Genomic DNA, 15693 nt, shown 5'->3' with positions numbered 1-15693 from the left:
ACATCTCAGCCGGCCAAAACATATTGAAGGACGGGTCATGACACAGGCGGGACGCCAGGGTTCACCACGTAACAGTTCGGGACGCGGCGGGAACGAACGCAACAGTTCCCAGCGCAACCCGGCACAGGGCGGCAGCTTCAGCGGGGGCTCCCGCGGCGGAGCAGGCAAACGTGCCGCAGGATTCGGTGGGGACCGCCCGCACCGTGCGCCCAAGCCGCGCGAAGAGCGATTCATCGATCCCGACCTGGCAGGGGACCAGCAGGGACGCGGAGCTGAGGCTGCCCGGGGCGCCAAGCCGTCGTCGCGCAAGCCGGCTGCCCGCAAGCCCGGTGCCAAGAAGGCTCCCGGCACGCCGGGTGCCCCCAAGCCCAAGCCACGTACCGGCGCACCCGGTGCAGCCGCCTCACGTGCCTTCGGCAGCGAACGCTTCGGCCAGAACCTGGGTCCGGTCCGAAAGCCCGTCCGGAAGAAAGGCCCCCGGGGCAACGTTCCCCAGTCTGAACTCCACGATGCCGACGGCGTCCGCCTCCAGAAGGTGATGGCCTCCGCAGGGGTTGCCTCCCGGCGCGTCTGCGAGGAGATGATCGCCGAGGGCCGGGTCGAAGTCGACGGCCAGGTAGTCACCGAACTCGGTGTCCGCGTGGACCCCAAGACTGCCGTCATCCACGTTGACGGGCTGCGGATCCAGCTGGACGAAAACCTGGTCTACATGGTGTTCAACAAGCCCAAGGGCGTGGTGTCCACCATGGAGGACCCCGAAGGCCGGCCCTGCATCAGCGACTTCCTGAAGAACAACAAGAATACCGGCGAACGCCTCTTCCACGTTGGCCGGCTCGACGTCGCCACCGAAGGCCTGCTGCTGCTGACCAACGACGGCGAACTCGCCAACCGGCTGACCCACCCTTCCTATGAGGTACCCAAGACCTATCTGGTACAGGTGCGTGGGCCGTTCCCGCAGGGCGTCGGCGCCCAGCTGAAGGCCGGCGTCGAACTGGAGGACGGGTTCGCTTCCGTTGACTCCTTCCGCCTGGTGGACTCCACCCCGGGCCACGTGCTGATTGAGGTTGTGCTCCACTCCGGCAAGAACCGCATTGTCCGGCGCCTGTTCGACGCTGTTGGCTTCCCGGTCCAGCGGCTGGTCCGCGTCAAGGTGGGCCCCATCGGGCTCGGCGACCAGCGACAGGGCAGCATCCGCAACCTTGGCAAGCAGGAAGTCGGCCACCTGCTGGCATCCGTAGGGCTGTAAGGCATGTCCGCGTTCAAAAGCCAGGGCCGCGGCCACCTGGATGGCCCGGTGGTGGTCATCGGCACCGGGCTGCTGGGCACCAGCATTGGGCTGGGCCTGAGGGGGCGTGGCGTACCCGTGTTCCTGTCGGACCCGTCGCCCACCAACCAGGCGGTGGCCGTGGACATCGGTGCCGGCCGCCCGCTGCCGGAACTGGGCGACGCGTCGCCGCAGCTGGTGGTGGTAGCCGCTCCGCCGGACGTCACGGCCGGCGTCGTCCTTGCCGCGCTGTCCAGCTACCCGGATGCCGTGGTCATCGATATCGCCAGTGTGAAGGCGCACATCCTGGCCCGGCTGCGGGGAACCGGCGTCGACCTGTCCCGCTACGTAGGGACGCATCCCATGGCAGGACGCGAAAAGTCCGGCCCGGTAGCTGCACGCGGCGAGCTGTTCACGTCCATGCCGTGGGTGCTCTGCCCCTCGGAAGAAACCTCCGGCCACGCGTTGCAGGTGGCCCGATCGCTCGCCTCCGACCTCGGGGCTGTCGTCTCGCAGTTCACCGCCGATGAGCACGATGAAGCTGTGGCACTGGTCTCGCACCTGCCCCAGGTCATGTCCTCGCTGCTGGCCAGCCAGCTGCAGGGAACTCCGCTGCACGCACTGTCCCTGGCGGGCAACGGCCTGCGCGACGTCACCAGGATCGCAGCCAGCGACCCCACCTTGTGGGTCCAGATCCTCGGCGGCAACGCGGCCAAGGTGGTGGAGATCCTCTACGGTGTCCGGGACGACCTGAACCGGCTGATCGGCACGTTGGAGAATCCCGCCGCGCCCGGCGCCAGGCTGGACCTCGCCCAGCTCATCAGCGAGGGGAACGCCGGACAGGCGCGGATCCCCGGGAAACACGGCGGGCCCCCGCAGGCCTACGCGTGGCTCACCGTCCTGGTGGATGACAAGCCCGGCCAGATCGCACAGCTGCTTACCGAGATCGGCGAGATCGGCGTCAACCTGGAGGACATGCGGCTGGACCACTCGTCGGGCCAAAACGTAGGTATGGTGGAAATCTCCGTGTTGCCGAACAAGCACGACCATTTGATCGAAGCCCTTAACGACCGCGGATGGCGGGTACTTCAGTAATGACACAGGAACTCCTCGAATCCATGCGCGCCCTGCGCATCGGCCGCCCGCTGGTGGTGGCCATCGACGGGCCGTCCGGTTCCGGAAAATCGAGCGTGAGCAAGGAAGTTGCCCGCAGGCTCCGGCTGGCCTACCTGGACACCGGTGCGATGTACCGGGCCCTGACCTGGTACTGCGTCACTGAAGGCATCGACCTCGAGGACGGTGCTGCCGTGGAGCAGGCATCCCGGGACTTTGTGCTTGAACTGAGCACCAGTCCGCTCGAGGAATATGTCCGGGTGGGTGGCGTAGACGTCACGGACGCCATCCGGGAGCCGGCTATCTCAGCCGCCGTCAGTGCCGTCGCCACTACCCTTGGCGCACGGACAGAACTGATCCGGCGGCAGCGGGACCTGATCGAAAAGCACCACCGCCGGATGGTGGTGGAAGGCAGGGACATCACCACCGTCGTCGCGCCCGGGGCCGAGGTGCGCATGCTCCTCACCGCCAGCGAGGAAGCCCGGCTGCGCCGTCGCGGCCTCCAGCTGGGCGGGACGCAGGACGCCGAGCAGCTGGCTGCCCAGGTCACGCACCGGGACGCCAAGGACTCCACCGTAGTGAACTTCACCCAGGCTGCCTCCGGCGTCGTGACTCTGGACTCCTCGGACCTGGACTTCGAACAGACCGTGGATGCAGCCCTCGTGATTGTCACCAAGGTCCTCAACCGTGACTGACGCCGGCACCGGCCTGCCGTCCGGGCTGACCATGGCGTGGAGCAGGCCGGTGGGATGGGTCCTGGACCATCTGGTCTACCGGACCACCGTGACCGGCAGGACCAACGTGCCCACGGGCGGGCCGGTGATCTTCGCGGGCAACCACATCAGCTTCCTTGACGGGCCGGTGATGTTCGGTGCCGCGCCGCGGCCCATGCACATCCTTGTGAAGCAGGAGATGTTCAAGGGTTTGCTCGGCCGGGTGCTCACCGCTTCCGGGCAGCTGCCCGTGGACCGCCGCGGCGACCGTGCCGCGCTGCAGCGCTGTAAGGACGTGCTCGACGCCGGGCGTTGCGTTGGGATTCTCCCGGAAGGTACGCGGGGGAGCGGCGCAGCCTCGGACATCAACGGCGGAGTGGCGTGGCTGGCCCTGAATTCCGGAGCCCCCGTGGTACCGGTCGCCATTCTGGGCACCCGGCAGGGTGATGAGCACCTTGACTTCGTTCCACGGCCCGGGCGCCGCTTCCACGTCAACTTCGGAGCGGCCCTTACCCTGGCCCGCCGCGCCGGCGAAACCGGCCGTGCTTCAATGGACAGGGCCGCGCAGGACATCCGTGCAGCGCTGGCAGGGCACGTCCAGGACACCATTCAACTCAGCGGGCAGCCCTTGCCGTCCGCTGGAGACCAAGACTTGACAGCAGTAGCCGGGGACGCCGGCAGATGACCCCTAAGGACAGTGCAATGAGCGACACCACCCAGGCTACCGGGCACTCCGGCGCCGACGACGAATACACGCCCACCGGAACCGACCAGGTTGCCGAACGCCTGGCTGCGATCGGCGACGACGAAGCGGAGCTTCGTGCCGCCTCGCTCCGCGCAGGCCTGGAAGACTACGAGCTGGACGAGGACGACGCCGCCCTGCTGAGCGGTGAGTACGGCGACGAGGACCTCGAAGGCCCCCTCAAGCTGGACCCAGTCCTGGCCATCATCGGCCGTCCCAACGTGGGCAAGTCCACACTGGTGAACCGCATCCTGGGCCGCCGCGAAGCAGTGGTTGAGGATACCCCCGGCGTCACCCGCGACCGCGTGATGTACTCCGCGAACTGGAACGGACGCAACTTCACCCTGGTGGACACCGGAGGATGGGAACACGACGCCCGCGGCATCCACGCCAGGGTCGCGGAGCAGGCCGAGATGGCAGTGGAACTCGCTGACGCCGTGCTGTTCGTGGTGGACTCGGCCGTCGGCGCCACCGCCACGGACGAAGGCGTCATGAAGATGCTGCGCCGCAGCAAGAAGCCGGTCATCATGGTGGCCAACAAAGTGGACGACTTTGCCCAGGAAGCCGACAGCGCAGCACTCTGGGGCCTTGGCTTCGGCGAGCCCTACCCGGTGTCAGCCCTGCACGGCCGCGGCGTGGCCGACCTCCTGGACCACGTCATGGATGTCCTGCCCGAGTTCTCCACCGTTGAAGGCGTGGAACGCTCCGGCGGTCCGCGGCGCATCGCACTGATCGGCCGCCCGAACGTGGGCAAGTCCTCACTGCTGAACAAGCTCGCCGGATCCGAACGCGTGGTGGTGGACAACACCGCCGGCACCACCCGTGATCCCGTCGACGAATTCATCGAACTCGGCGGCCGCACCTGGCGCTTCGTGGACACCGCCGGAATCCGCCGCCGCCAGCACATGGCGCAGGGCGCGGACTACTACGCCTCCCTCCGGACGCAGGCCGCGCTCGAGAAGGCGGAAGTCGCCGTCGTGCTCCTTGCCGTCGACGAGGTCCTCAGTGAACAGGACGTCCGCATCCTCCAGCTGGCTATCGAATCCGGCCGCGCCCTCGTCCTGGCCTTCAACAAGTGGGACCTCCTGGACGACGAACGCCGCCGCTACCTGGAACGCGAGATCGAACAGGACCTGGCACATGTCGACTGGGCGCCGCGGGTCAACATCTCCGCAAAGACGGGGTGGCACAAGGACCGCCTGGTCCCGGCCCTGGACCTGGCCCTGGAGAACTGGGACCGGCGCATTCCCACCGGGCGCCTCAACGCCTTCCTGGGTGAGCTCGTTGCCGCCCACCCCCACCCGGTCCGCGGCGGCAAGCAGCCCCGCATCCTCTTCGGTACCCAGGCCTCCAGCCGCCCGCCGAAGTTCGTGCTCTTCACCACCGGATTCCTGGACCCGGGCTACCGCCGCTTCATCACCCGCCGCCTGCGGGAGACCTTCGGTTTCGAGGGCACGCCGATTGAGGTAAGCATGCGCGTCCGCGAGAAGCGTGGCCGCAAGCGTTAATTGCGACACACCTTGGTACTGATCACCGGAAAGTGTCACTGGCACCCCTTCGGATCGTGTAAGCTCTTCTAGGTGGTTCGGCCGGACTGCTGATGAAAACCTTCGGGTTGGGTTCAGCGGAGAACGGCGGAACCAGCGGGCTGTAGCGCAGCTTGGTAGCGCACTTGACTGGGGGTCAAGGGGTCGCAGGTTCAAATCCTGTCAGCCCGACCAGAGTCGCTTTATTCGAATCATGATTCGAGTAGATCGACGCAAGGTTGAACAACAGGGATGGCGTCGAGAAATCGGCGCCATTTTTGTTGCCTTGAAACCGACGTTCGCGGGCGTCCAAATGGCCGTCAGGCGCCGTCTGGACGGTCGCGCGGACCAGTTGGTCCGCCGTCGTGATTTTGGCGGTCCTGGCGGCACGGTAGGCCCGCTGAGCGGCGTATATCCCGTCGAACGGGTCGTCTAACGTCGCCACTACGGAACCGCGCTCATCCACTCGGAAGTACTTGTAGTAGCTCTCGTTGAGGAGGCGACGCGTCTTCTCGGATGCAGCCAAGTAGGCCTGCTTGGGGTTGGTCGCCTGAGTCAGCGCCGCGTCGAGCACCCGGCCGCCGGTAACCAGCTGTTCGGTTAGGTTAGCTAGCCGATCCTCCACGCGGAGACGCTGAACGCGGAGTTCGTGAAGCTTGGCACGAATCTTCGACTGCGGCAGCATGTCGTCGACCAGCATATCGATGAGGCGTGCCTCCTTGAGTTCGATCTCGCGCTGCTCGTTGGTCAGCTGCGCCCGGACAGCCCTGAGGTCCGTCTGTTCTCCCTCGATCACAGACGTCAGCTTCTGCCGGGCATCCGCTTCGAAGTCCGGGTCGAGGCGAAGCGAGTCATAGGTTTTCGCCACCTCATCCTCGATGACGTGAACTGGAATGTGCGGAAGGTCGCATTCTCCTTCCTGCCGAGCGCGGCAGAAATAGTACTCGTACATAGTGTCGCCGCGCCCCTTGGCACGGACATAAATCATGCGGCTCACTCGTCCTGCGCGGTGACATTTGGCGCAAAACATCATCCCCTTGAGGTAGTGATTGTGGACGCGGTCCCTCGTCCCTGCCCCGCTTCGCGCGGCCATGACGTCTTGAACCTCGTCAAAGAGATCCTGCCCAACGATCGGCTCATGACGGCCCGGATAGATTTCACCCTTGTAGACCACGTACCCGACATAGGAGGGATCCTTCAGCATGGCGTGGAGCTTGCTCGCAGACACAGGCTGTTCGGGGGTTCTGGCCGTGCGGCGGGTGGTGAGCCCAAGATCCGCCATGGTCGCTTCAAGTCGTTCGATGGTGTAGTTGCCCGTCGCGTAGAGCTCAAAGGCCTTGACGACAAGCGGGGCTCGCTTCTCGTCCAGGCCAATGCTGTTGATCATGCGTCCGTCGATATCCTTCCGGATGTTTAGGTAGCCCAGTCGGGCCTTACTCACCGTGCCGCCGTTGATCGCTTTGTTGCGCATCTTGATGCGGATGTCTTCGCCGCTGAGCTGGTTTTGGACCTGATTCATGATGTCGGTGACAGCTTCCATAGCTTCGGCATAGGTGCCTTCGCCGAAGTCTTCACGGGCAGAGACGAGACGGACATCGAGTTTGTCGAGGTGTCGGCGCGTGATGGCAGCGTCCACGAAGTTGCGGAAGGCGCGGGAGCGAGCGTAGACGATAACGAAGTCGACGTCGCGGTGCTCGTTCAGATACGCGAGAAGTGCCTTGAACACTGGCCGCTTTTCGATCGTCTGGGCCGAAACCCCCGGCTCAACGAATTCCTCGACAATGTCCGCGTTCAGGGCGTTGGCCTTCTCGCGACACACATCGCGCTGGGTCGCAATTGAGTTGCCGTCTTTGTCGATGTCAATGGCAGTTTCCGTCTGCCGCTTACTGGACACACGGAGATAGAGCACGGCCTTGCGGGGCTTGAGCTGGTCAATCTCTTCGATGGTCATGGTTAAACCCCTTGTGGTCGGGCCGAGCGGTTGAAGCGGTACTGCCAGGAACGGCTGAAGGGCGTGCTGGCGGGCGTGCAGCGCGGCGCTGGCTCGACGATGCCTGTCTGGCGCAGCCGCACGGCCATCGCCGCTTCGGAAACCTGGAAATGGGCGGCGAGATCAGCCGTGCGCTGCATACCGCCGTAGTATGCGCGCTTCAGTAGCTTCTTAGGAACCAGCAGACAGCCGGCGAAGTAGTCGGCAGCTTGCTCGGCTTGTTCGGCAGGTGACGCCTCGCGGCTGCCGACATACAAAGTGTCGGCGCGGTTGTGGTCGATGATGTGCTTGTACTCGTGGGCCAAGGTGAATCGCTGGCGACAGTAGCTCTCGTGCTTGTTGAGCTGAATGATCCAGTTAGTGCCGTTCCAGAAGCTGGCGCCCGAGACCGGCGCTTCCACGATCTCGATTTCAATCTTGGGCAGATCAGCAATGAATTCAACTGGGACTGGACCAGTCTCGATCTGATGAAGCTCCAGAAGTCGGGTCGCCTGGTGTTCGGCAACTCGCTTAGCCTCCGCGTGCGAGCGGACTTCCCTGTTCGGAATGAGGCCTCGGAGAGTAGCCAGGACGCTCCGTTCGATATATGTAGAAATATGTTCGTTGGTCATGGCTTTCTCCTTTCTGAGAAGTCGTTTGGTTATTCGTCCTCGCCTGGGGCTGGACCGGTATTTATATCGATGCCATGCCGGGCGGCGACATCACGGAAATGATCTTCAATTTCACGGACGGCACTGTCGGGCATATCTTTGAACTTCGTCCGGAGATAGGGACTGAGTGTCGGGAGGTCGGAGCCGCGCAGCAGACTCGACTCAGCCAGGATGTCGGTGAGCGGAAGCTGGAGAACGTCGGCGATGGCGCGCAGGTTATCCATACGAGGATTGGCAATCTGCCCCAGCTCCAGCCGCGTGATGGTCCCTTTGGCCACCCCTGCCTGTCGGGCAACCTCACTAGCTGAAAGGCCGAGCTTCTGACGCTGAGTTCTGATGGTTTCAGCCAAGCCTTGTATATCTTTTTCCTGCATTTCTTCTATCTCCAATTTCTGTTTGTATTATGAAACGCCCGTTCAATTCGTTCAACGATTTAAGCGAATTCCACAACAGAAATTTCGTCAAGAAAGGAAGGGCTTCCTAACGCCTTGGTGGTCAAATGCGACTATTAAAGACGTAGACGCCAGAGTCAGACTCGAGCACGTATATTTCGCCCCCGAGCCGCATGTCCTCGGCCATCGCTTCGGCGTCAATCCTGGTGTACGGCTTCAGTGACTCAGGCAGGAGTGCATCAACTTGTTGCTGCCAACCCATGTCATCGATGATCTGCTCAGCGTATGCCGTGAGTGTGGGATATTCGCCCAAGTAGGCCGCCTCAAAATAGTGCCAGTCTTCGGCCTCCAAACCGGAGTAGTCCACCCACGCGGCAAAGGCAGGGCCGTACTTGGCGATGCCTTCTGCTAGCGCGGCGACTTCCTCGATTCGTTCGAATTCGCCGAGCTGTTTACTGCCGAAGCCTTCGTAGTCGTGGATCGCCCATTCTTCCGGTGCGGGTTCGCGGGACCGCGACAGCATCGCCTGGATCTGCTCATAAATGGCGTCGGCCCCTATGGTGGCGTCAATCCAAGCGCCAACTAGTCGCCCATTGTTGTAGTCAGCCAGCGATGCAACGTAGATAGACGGGCTCGTGCGCTTCTCCCGTTCCGGGCTGGACTCAGGTTGTGGTTCGTGGTTCATATATCCTCCTTTCGTTAGGCCGTTGGATGTCCGGCAAGGACAGCGGAGGCGCTCATTCGAGCGCGGCTCACGCTGCCCCTGCCGATGGGCTCGAACTACCGTCCGCGTGCCGGGCGAGTTTTGGTCACCTCCGCATCACTACCAAACAACTGAGCGATCGCTTCACGGCGAGCAGCAGCTTCGCGCTCGATCTCCGCCATAGCGGATTCCGCCTGCGACGCGAGATCGGCACTGCCCTTGATGCCATCTATGTGTGCCATCAGGGCTTTTCTGATCTCGTCAGTGATCGTGCTGTTCCGCAACTGGGCAATCAGCGTCAGCTGGGTGTGGACGTCCGGTTCGAGCCGGATGGCAAGAGTTTTGATTCCTGCCGGGTTCTGGCGATCGCCGCCAGTGGTGGGTGTCGTCATGACAACTCCTCGGTGTGTGCGACCGGCGGGACTCCGGGATGGAGCCCTAGTCACCGGACGCAGTGCACCGATGAGCTGCCTTGCCCGCTCATGCGGCGCGGGCACCCTGAATGCGCTGTGTGGCTTCGCTGGCGTAGGTCGGGTTGAGCTCGATGCCAATCCAGTTCCGGCCTAGCGCCTCAGCGACCACCGCAGTGGTGCCACTGCCCATAAAGGGGTCGAGCACGACGCCAGGCTCGGGGGCTCCTGTGTGAGTGCACTGCCGCTGTAGAGCAAGACGGACGGCGGTATGCCCGAGTCGCCTGACAGGACTCACCCAGGGGGCACGGCAAGTGCGGCAGCGGGCGACAGGAGTTCCCGCGAGTATGCAGCGTTCAGCCAATGCGCGCGGGAAAGTGGCGTGGTGACTGCCGCCACCTCGGACGGTCGGGATAGTCCAGACGTCGCCCGGATTTTTGCCGAGCGGGTGACCCGGTCTGCCCTCGCGGTGAAGGGTAGCGAGCCCGTTTGTGCGGTTCGCGTTCGGGCCACGCCAATCCTGATGACGGGGTGGCTGGCGACTCCGCGGGGAGCCCGGCTTCCGGGAGAGGCTGATATGCGGAGCGCGGATGGCATCGAGGTCGAAATGGTAGTGCGGCTGCTTGGTCAAGAAGTAGACGACTTCATGGGCCGCGGTGAGCCGGTCGCGGACACTGGAAGGCATGGGGTTTGGCTTGGCCCAGACAACCTTGTTGCGGAGGATCCAGCCATCTTCCTGCAACAGCTGAGCCACGCGTTCAGGTGCGAGCAGCAGACTCTTGCCCGGCGCACCCTGCTTGGTCTGTGTGGCGTAAGTGTCGCCGAGATTGAGCCAGAGGCTGCCCGTGGGGACCAGGACGCGGTGGATCTCCCTGGCGACATCGCGGACGGCACTGGCCCAATCGCCAACGGCATCCTCAAGCCCCAGTTGGCCATCCTCGCCGTAGTCTCGCAACCGGAAGTACGGCGGGCTGGTCAGGCACATGTCGACACTGCTGGACTTCAGCCGGCGAAGAGTGGCCAGAGCGTCGCCCACCACGATGCGGTTAAGTGGTTCATTCACGGCCATAGCTCTCCATAAGGCAGGTTGCCGTTTCGTGCAGCGGAGCGATGATGTAGGCACCGGGTGGGTAGCTGGGACTGCCGTCGAGGCCTTTCCGGAGGCTGTCGCGGCGACGTTCGGCTGTTTGGATGCGGGTGGCATCCATTGCCCAGACGATCCGAGGGAAGCTGCCATAGGCGCGCTGCTCCGTTCCGGTGCGCCGGTAAGCCTCGTAGGCATTGCACTTGCCCAGTAGCGTGGGTAGGCTCTCCTGCCCGAGGTCGACTTCGACGAAATACGCCTCGACGTCCTGATCCCCAGGGTGCTCTGCCAGCTCAACATAGAGGTCGGGTTTTAGCGTCTGGGGCGCCCCAAGAAAGTCTGTATAACGCCGTCGAGCCTCATGCTCAGGAGCGAGACGGACGACCTCCGCGCCGCGAGTGTTAGCCTCCTGGAGGAAGTTGACTGCAAGGTCGGCGATGGCCAGGGTGTGGTCGACAAATCGAGCCGACGGCTCCTCCGGTCGTTTGCGCGTGCGGCTGGGATGCTGCTGGCGAAGGATGCGGTCACCGACGGCATCGACATAGTAGATCATCCCCTCAGATCCCGAGCGGATCCCACCGATGCGTCGGCTCAGCACTCCGAGGACTCGCAGGCCGCGCAGCCGCGCTAGGACGCGACGGCAAGTTCGCGCTGCCGAGGCATCTGTCTGGTGGTCCATGAAGTGAAATGCCCGCAAATGCGCCGCTGTAAGGAAGCGGTACCGCTCGACGGAGGCAAGGACGGCCAGATCCCGGGCGCCCAGCTGGGCAGCGATGTCTCGCAGTCGACTGGGGCTAGCTCTCTTCCCTGCATGCGGAGCGGGATGCGAAGAAGCCCCGGTATTCGGCGCCACTGTTCCGCCCGTTCTGGCTCCGGCCTGCGAAGATACGTGCACTGGAGATGACTCGAGTGGGTAGCCGGTCGGTAGGGTCTCGCGTCCGCTCATGACTGGGTCCTCCGCCGCTTCGTGGTGTCGCTAGTGCTAGTGATAGTTGAAGTAGCGACGTCGTGAAGCTGCTGATCAACAGTGCTGGCGCGAGTGCCGTAGTTTGTTTGACTTGCTCGCCGGATCATGTCGGGCGAACTCATGGCAGGCGGCGTATCTAGGGTGCGGCCAGAAGCCCAGTCAGTGACGGCGCCGCGACGAACGAGCTGGGCGTAGACGTGGCGTGCCGGTAAGGCCATGAAGTCCTCGGCCTCAAGTCCGGGCGCCATGGTGGCGGCCGCCTTGGCGTCACGAGATGCGAGCTGGAAAAAGACCCGGGAGCGACAGTTGGCCTCGAAGGCAGTCCGCATGGACTGGGGGAGCTGGTCGAGGTACTGGTGGGCAACGTGGAATGCCACGCCGAGACTCCTGGATGTCGCGAGGGCGTCGCTGAGGTCGGTCGGCAGACGTAGGTACTCCTGAACTTCGTCAAGCACGACGCTGACAACTTGACGGTCGCGGACAGTAATGGCAGCGCGTTCCTGGATTGCCTGCCAGAGTTCGGCCACGACGAGGGCACCTAGCAGCTGGGCAGCCTCAGGTCCGATAACGCCCTTTTGCAGCGGTACGAGCAGGATTTTCTGCTCCGTTAGGACTTGACGGATATTGAAACGCGGTTCGGGCTGGGCCAGGATGCGCCGCAAGTGCCTGGTAAGCAGCGGGCGGACTTTGTTCATAAGGGGCGAGACGACCTGGGCTGCGGCATCCGGCGAGAGCTGGTCGAACCAGTGCCAGAACGGCCCTGCCGAGATGGGGTCGGCGGCGGCGATTGGCTGGACAATCCGCTCACGGAAGCTCCGGTTTCCAAGCAACAGCGGCAGCTGAGCCAAGCTTGCGCCCTCAGTCTGGGCCAGGGCGGCGAGTGCGTGGCGGAGGATGTCACTGCTACGAGGGCCGAGTTGATCGCCGTAGAGTGCGCGGAAGGTGCCGTAAAGCTGGTCGGCAACGAGCTCGGGGCTCCGCCCGTGTCTGTCGAGCGGGTTGACTCCCACAGGCGCCTCGTCGAGTGGATCGACCAAGACAACGTCGTCGACACGGTCCGCCGGGATATGGCGCAGCAAATCGCCGATGAGGTCCTTTGGCTCGATGACGACGAGGGCCCTGCCCGCTTTCATATCGGCAATTAGCAGGTTTAGTAAAAGCGACGACTTGCCCACACCGGTGGGTCCCATTAACCACAGGTGTCGTGTGCTGTCGCCCACGGAGACTCCGAGCGACGTGTGTTCGGTCCCTGGAGCCGTTGATTCAGCCACGATCCGGTCCCCAGTCGAGGCGGCGAAGGACGGCCGGATGGGACGCGGATGGGCTGGAGGCTGGCCCGGATAGACAGCATCAGTACTGGCGGTCGGCCAGGCACTGAGCCGGCCGACTTCTGTTACGGTCAAATGCTGTCCTGTCGGTGTGAGCAGCGGCCAGGTGTTGCTGGGTTGGTTGATCCGGGCTGGTCGCTCGGGCCGGAAGCTGAAGTGCACCCCGGGGGCGCTCAGGGAGCGGAAGGCGTTCACGACGCCGCGGACCAGATTGAGCGCACGCGCCTCATCCCCGGCGTGGACGCCGAGGCGGACGATGGCCGCAAAGCCAGGTTCAGCACGCTTGAGCGCGACGTTATGTCGGACCTCAGTCCGCCGCTCCGGCCGGACCCCTGTCGTAAGCAGCGACACGAGGCCTTGGTCAACTTCGGGCTGGTCCTTCGGCGTTAGACGCGGGGCGATGCGCGGACCAAGAACAACCTGGACAACGATGCGCTCCGAGCCCGTCACCGCCGTAAGAGCGGCGAGAATGGTGCGCGTCGAGTTGTCGGCTTGATAAACCTGGAGCGGCTGGACCGCGGGGGAGAAGGCTACCCTTCCTGCTGAGGCCGCTGGGAGGCGATCGTCGTCCGCCTCGACGACGAGCGCGTCTTGGACGAGCTGCTCGATGTCGCGGCGGACGGCTGCAGCATGGCGCCGCTGGGTGCCGACAAGATACTGCACGCCGGTGCGGTCGGCACGGGCCTCCAGGACGATGAGCGGAGCGTGGATTTGGGCAGCCCACGAGCGCAGTAAGCCAACCGCCTGGACGTCGCCAAGAGGCTGAGGCCAGTGGATGCGCTGCCACATCAGGCGGTCGAGGTGGTCGTCACGGCTACTCACGGTTGTGGCCCTCCCGCTGCCGCATGGGCCTCTGAGCCTTGTGCTGGGCCTGGGCTTCTCGCTCGGCTTCGGCCTGCGCCAGGGCAATCACGGCCCGGCCGAGCTTGCGCAGGTCAGGCCGATCGCGTTGGATCCCTTCGACAATGATGCGTCGCTGCTTCTGTGACTGCGGGCGGCGACTACGGGTGTTCTTGGTCATGATGTTGTTCCCTCCTTTCTGTCGGTGTCGTGGCTTAGGCCGACAAGGTCGTTCAATTAGTTGAACGATTCCTGCCGTCCACTATGCGTTCAATAAGTTGAACGTTCAAGAGATTTTGTCCAAACCACAACACCGACAGGTAGAGCCTGCTTGCCCACTACGGGCGGTGCGATTTCAGTAGCGGCCACGCAGGTAGCGCACCAGCGCCCAGACGGCCCAGGCGAGGGTGACGACACCCGCAGCGGCGACGAGGAACGGCAAAATAGCCTGCAGGACCTGCGTTGCGCAGTAGAGAGCGACGGCAGCGAGTAGAACTGACAGGCACGCCCCGATAGCGCGGTCAAACCACGACCTCGGGTCGTACTCTTTCACCGGTGGCGCTCCATCTCCAAGTGAAGCCCGGTGGGCAATCCGTGACGGACGCAGTCGAGGGCGAACTGGAGCTGATCAAGGACGTACTGCTTGGTCAGCGCGTAGTAGATGACCTGCCCGAGCGCGTCAGCCTGCAGCAGGTGCCACTCAAGATCATCCTGACTAAACCCGGCGCGCTCGAAGCGGCGCATCTGCCAGCGAGCCAGGTCATACTCGTCCGGGCTTGAGAAACTCAGGCCCATCTCGACATGGCCGACATCGTGAAGGTATCGGTAAGCCATGTTGGCATCGGGCGAACCGAAGACCACGCTGCTGGTGTTCTCGTCCGAAACTGGCAGCGGCCTGCCCTCCTTGTGCGATCGCCAGAACGCCTCGCACAGGTCTTTGAAGCGGCCGGGCGCGTCGTGGGCAGGTGTCCAGCCGAAGAAAAGTCGTCGCTCGGTGCGATGTGCTTCTTCCATGATCCAATCGCTGAGCCGCCCTTGCGCGGTGGCCAGCTCGGCGGGCGTGAAGTTTTCGGGCATGACGAATAACCCCTCTCTAAAGGCATGAGTGGAAAGAAATGTTCGAAAAGACCCCAGGGGCCAGCTACTTGCGGCGGCGCATCTCGCGCACTGCATCCTGGTAGCGGGAGCGAAGCCGTGTGACAGCAGCGTCGGCGTCGCGGCGAGAGCGTAGCCGATGCCTATAGGCAGCCACGGCGTAACCGAAGGACAGCGCCGCCAGGACGGCGGTGGTCGCGACGATCAAGACGAGGAGCGTAGTCACGGCTCCGGGCGGTTCGTTTTGGGCCAGGTCTCCAGCGCCGTGAGCGCCAGAGCGGCCATTTGTTGCGAGACCAGGGCAATATGTCGCGCAGTGGCCGGGGCTTCGAACAGAAGCGTAGCGGACGCGTGGTCGAGTTCGTCGACGAGGCTGGTCAGGCGGCTGATGAACGCCCGTGCGACCTCTTCGTGGTCGAACGTGGCGGAGACAGGTTCGGAGCGGAACGGGGTGCTGAACAGATGGCGCATCGCCCGTTCCTACCGCTGGAACCGGCGCACTTCCCACGCCGCATACTCGGCGAAGGAATCGGCAATGTAGTTGAGTCGCTCGGCAGCCCGAGGGTCGCCATTTGCCTGGAACTCAGCCTCACGGCTGAGCATACTGGTCAGGTGCATGCCAGTAGCGGCGACAAAGCCGGCAGCCTGAACACGGGCCGCCGTGACGAGCCCATTGGCGACCTCGGCATTCTGACGCCGCTGGAGCGACTTGCCCTCCGAACGGCTAAAGCCTTCGGGAGCGCTGAAGGGGGAGATTTTGCCACTTGGGCGAGGGATAAGCTCAGACATCGGTCTACCTTCCTGGTCAGATGTTCGGTTCGCTCTCTTTGATTGGGAGCGATACATCCAGCATGGAGGGCACGTAGTGGCGACGTC

19 protein-coding genes and 1 tRNA gene are annotated in these 15693 nt (G+C 63.8%); 6 read left to right on the top strand and 14 right to left on the bottom strand.

Features of this window, described 5'->3' with window-relative positions:
* Nucleotides 1–37: 37 nt before the first annotated feature.
* From NIBR502771_RS18005 to NIBR502771_RS17980, 6 genes are all read left to right on the top strand, one after another.
* Nucleotides 38–1246: a pseudouridine synthase gene (locus tag NIBR502771_RS18005; protein ID WP_141160905.1), complete on the top strand. Its 1209-nt coding sequence runs from the start codon at nt 38–40 to the stop codon at nt 1244–1246.
* Nucleotides 1247–1249: 3 nt separating this feature from the next.
* Entirely contained in the window at nt 1250–2359 is a 1110-nt protein-coding gene (locus tag NIBR502771_RS18000; RefSeq protein WP_141160904.1) for a prephenate dehydrogenase, read from the top strand.
* Nucleotides 2359–3072 carry a (d)CMP kinase gene (gene cmk, locus NIBR502771_RS17995; RefSeq protein WP_141160903.1) on the top strand — a complete coding sequence of 238 codons (714 nt, stop codon included), beginning with the start codon at nt 2359–2361 and terminating at the stop codon, nt 3070–3072. Before NIBR502771_RS18000 ends, cmk begins: the two co-directional genes overlap by 1 nt.
* A 49-nt stretch (nt 3073–3121) precedes the next feature.
* A complete protein-coding gene (locus tag NIBR502771_RS17990; protein ID WP_141161619.1) occupies nt 3122–3775 on the top strand; it encodes a 1-acyl-sn-glycerol-3-phosphate acyltransferase in 654 nt (217 codons plus the stop codon).
* A 17-nt stretch (nt 3776–3792) separates the two neighbouring features.
* On the top strand, nt 3793–5340 hold the full coding sequence (gene der / locus NIBR502771_RS17985; protein WP_141160902.1) for a ribosome biogenesis GTPase Der: 1548 nt from the start codon (nt 3793–3795) through the stop codon (nt 5338–5340).
* A 136-nt stretch (nt 5341–5476) separates the two neighbouring features.
* Nucleotides 5477–5553: transfer RNA gene (locus NIBR502771_RS17980), tRNA-Pro, on the top strand.
* On the opposite strand, the gene NIBR502771_RS17975 is transcribed toward NIBR502771_RS17980, so the two are convergent.
* The 14 genes from NIBR502771_RS17975 to NIBR502771_RS17910 form a co-directional block, all read right to left on the bottom strand.
* Nucleotides 5516–7309 (bottom strand): recombinase family protein, encoded by a 1794-nt coding sequence (locus tag NIBR502771_RS17975; protein ID WP_141160901.1) that lies wholly within the window; start codon nt 7307–7309, stop codon nt 5516–5518. The genes NIBR502771_RS17980 and NIBR502771_RS17975 overlap by 38 nt on opposite strands.
* 2 nt (nt 7310–7311) lie before the next feature.
* Entirely contained in the window at nt 7312–7959 is a 648-nt protein-coding gene (locus NIBR502771_RS17970; protein WP_141160900.1) for an ImmA/IrrE family metallo-endopeptidase, read from the bottom strand.
* A gap of 29 nt (nt 7960–7988) precedes the next feature.
* Complete coding sequence (locus NIBR502771_RS17965) at nt 7989–8387, bottom strand: helix-turn-helix domain-containing protein (protein ID WP_210411251.1); 399 nt, start codon at nt 8385–8387, stop codon at nt 7989–7991.
* Nucleotides 8388–8493: 106 nt separating this feature from the next.
* The gene (locus NIBR502771_RS17960) at nt 8494–9075 is read right to left on the bottom strand and encodes an antirestriction protein ArdA (RefSeq protein ID WP_141160899.1); all 582 of its coding nucleotides are present in this window, start codon (nt 9073–9075) and stop codon (nt 8494–8496) included.
* A 95-nt stretch (nt 9076–9170) separates the two neighbouring features.
* Complete coding sequence (locus NIBR502771_RS17955) at nt 9171–9485, bottom strand: hypothetical protein (RefSeq protein ID WP_141160898.1); 315 nt, start codon at nt 9483–9485, stop codon at nt 9171–9173.
* 88 nt (nt 9486–9573) lie between these two features.
* Nucleotides 9574–10566 carry a site-specific DNA-methyltransferase gene (locus NIBR502771_RS17950; protein WP_210411250.1) on the bottom strand — a complete coding sequence of 331 codons (993 nt, stop codon included), beginning with the start codon at nt 10564–10566 and terminating at the stop codon, nt 9574–9576.
* Nucleotides 10559–11266, bottom strand: coding sequence for a replication-relaxation family protein (locus NIBR502771_RS17945; protein WP_246839721.1), 708 nt, complete (start codon nt 11264–11266; stop codon nt 10559–10561). Before NIBR502771_RS17945 ends, NIBR502771_RS17950 begins: the two co-directional genes overlap by 8 nt.
* A 263-nt stretch (nt 11267–11529) precedes the next feature.
* Nucleotides 11530–13704 carry a type IV secretory system conjugative DNA transfer family protein gene (locus NIBR502771_RS17940; RefSeq protein WP_141160895.1) on the bottom strand — a complete coding sequence of 725 codons (2175 nt, stop codon included), beginning with the start codon at nt 13702–13704 and terminating at the stop codon, nt 11530–11532.
* Nucleotides 13697–13903, bottom strand: a complete 207-nt coding sequence (locus NIBR502771_RS17935) for a hypothetical protein (protein WP_141160894.1) — start codon at nt 13901–13903, stop codon at nt 13697–13699. The genes NIBR502771_RS17940 and NIBR502771_RS17935 overlap by 8 nt, the downstream gene beginning before the upstream one ends.
* A gap of 174 nt (nt 13904–14077) precedes the next feature.
* Nucleotides 14078–14275, bottom strand: a complete 198-nt coding sequence (locus NIBR502771_RS17930) for a hypothetical protein (protein WP_141160893.1) — start codon at nt 14273–14275, stop codon at nt 14078–14080.
* On the bottom strand, nt 14272–14799 hold the full coding sequence (locus tag NIBR502771_RS17925; RefSeq protein ID WP_141160892.1) for a hypothetical protein: 528 nt from the start codon (nt 14797–14799) through the stop codon (nt 14272–14274). Before NIBR502771_RS17925 ends, NIBR502771_RS17930 begins: the two co-directional genes overlap by 4 nt.
* Nucleotides 14800–14863: 64 nt before the next feature.
* Nucleotides 14864–15043 carry a hypothetical protein gene (locus tag NIBR502771_RS17920; protein WP_141160891.1) on the bottom strand — a complete coding sequence of 60 codons (180 nt, stop codon included), beginning with the start codon at nt 15041–15043 and terminating at the stop codon, nt 14864–14866.
* The gene (locus NIBR502771_RS17915; protein WP_141160890.1) at nt 15040–15288 is read right to left on the bottom strand and encodes a hypothetical protein; all 249 of its coding nucleotides are present in this window, start codon (nt 15286–15288) and stop codon (nt 15040–15042) included. Before NIBR502771_RS17915 ends, NIBR502771_RS17920 begins: the two co-directional genes overlap by 4 nt.
* Nucleotides 15289–15297: 9 nt before the next feature.
* Nucleotides 15298–15606, bottom strand: a complete 309-nt coding sequence (locus NIBR502771_RS17910) for a hypothetical protein (RefSeq protein WP_141160889.1) — start codon at nt 15604–15606, stop codon at nt 15298–15300.
* Between the last annotated feature and the right edge of the window lie 87 nt (nt 15607–15693).

The organism is Pseudarthrobacter sp. NIBRBAC000502771, from assembly GCF_006517215.1.
GTDB classification, from domain to species: Bacteria; Actinomycetota; Actinomycetes; order Actinomycetales; family Micrococcaceae; genus Arthrobacter; species Arthrobacter niigatensis.
This window is presented reverse-complemented; position numbering and strand designations above follow the sequence as displayed.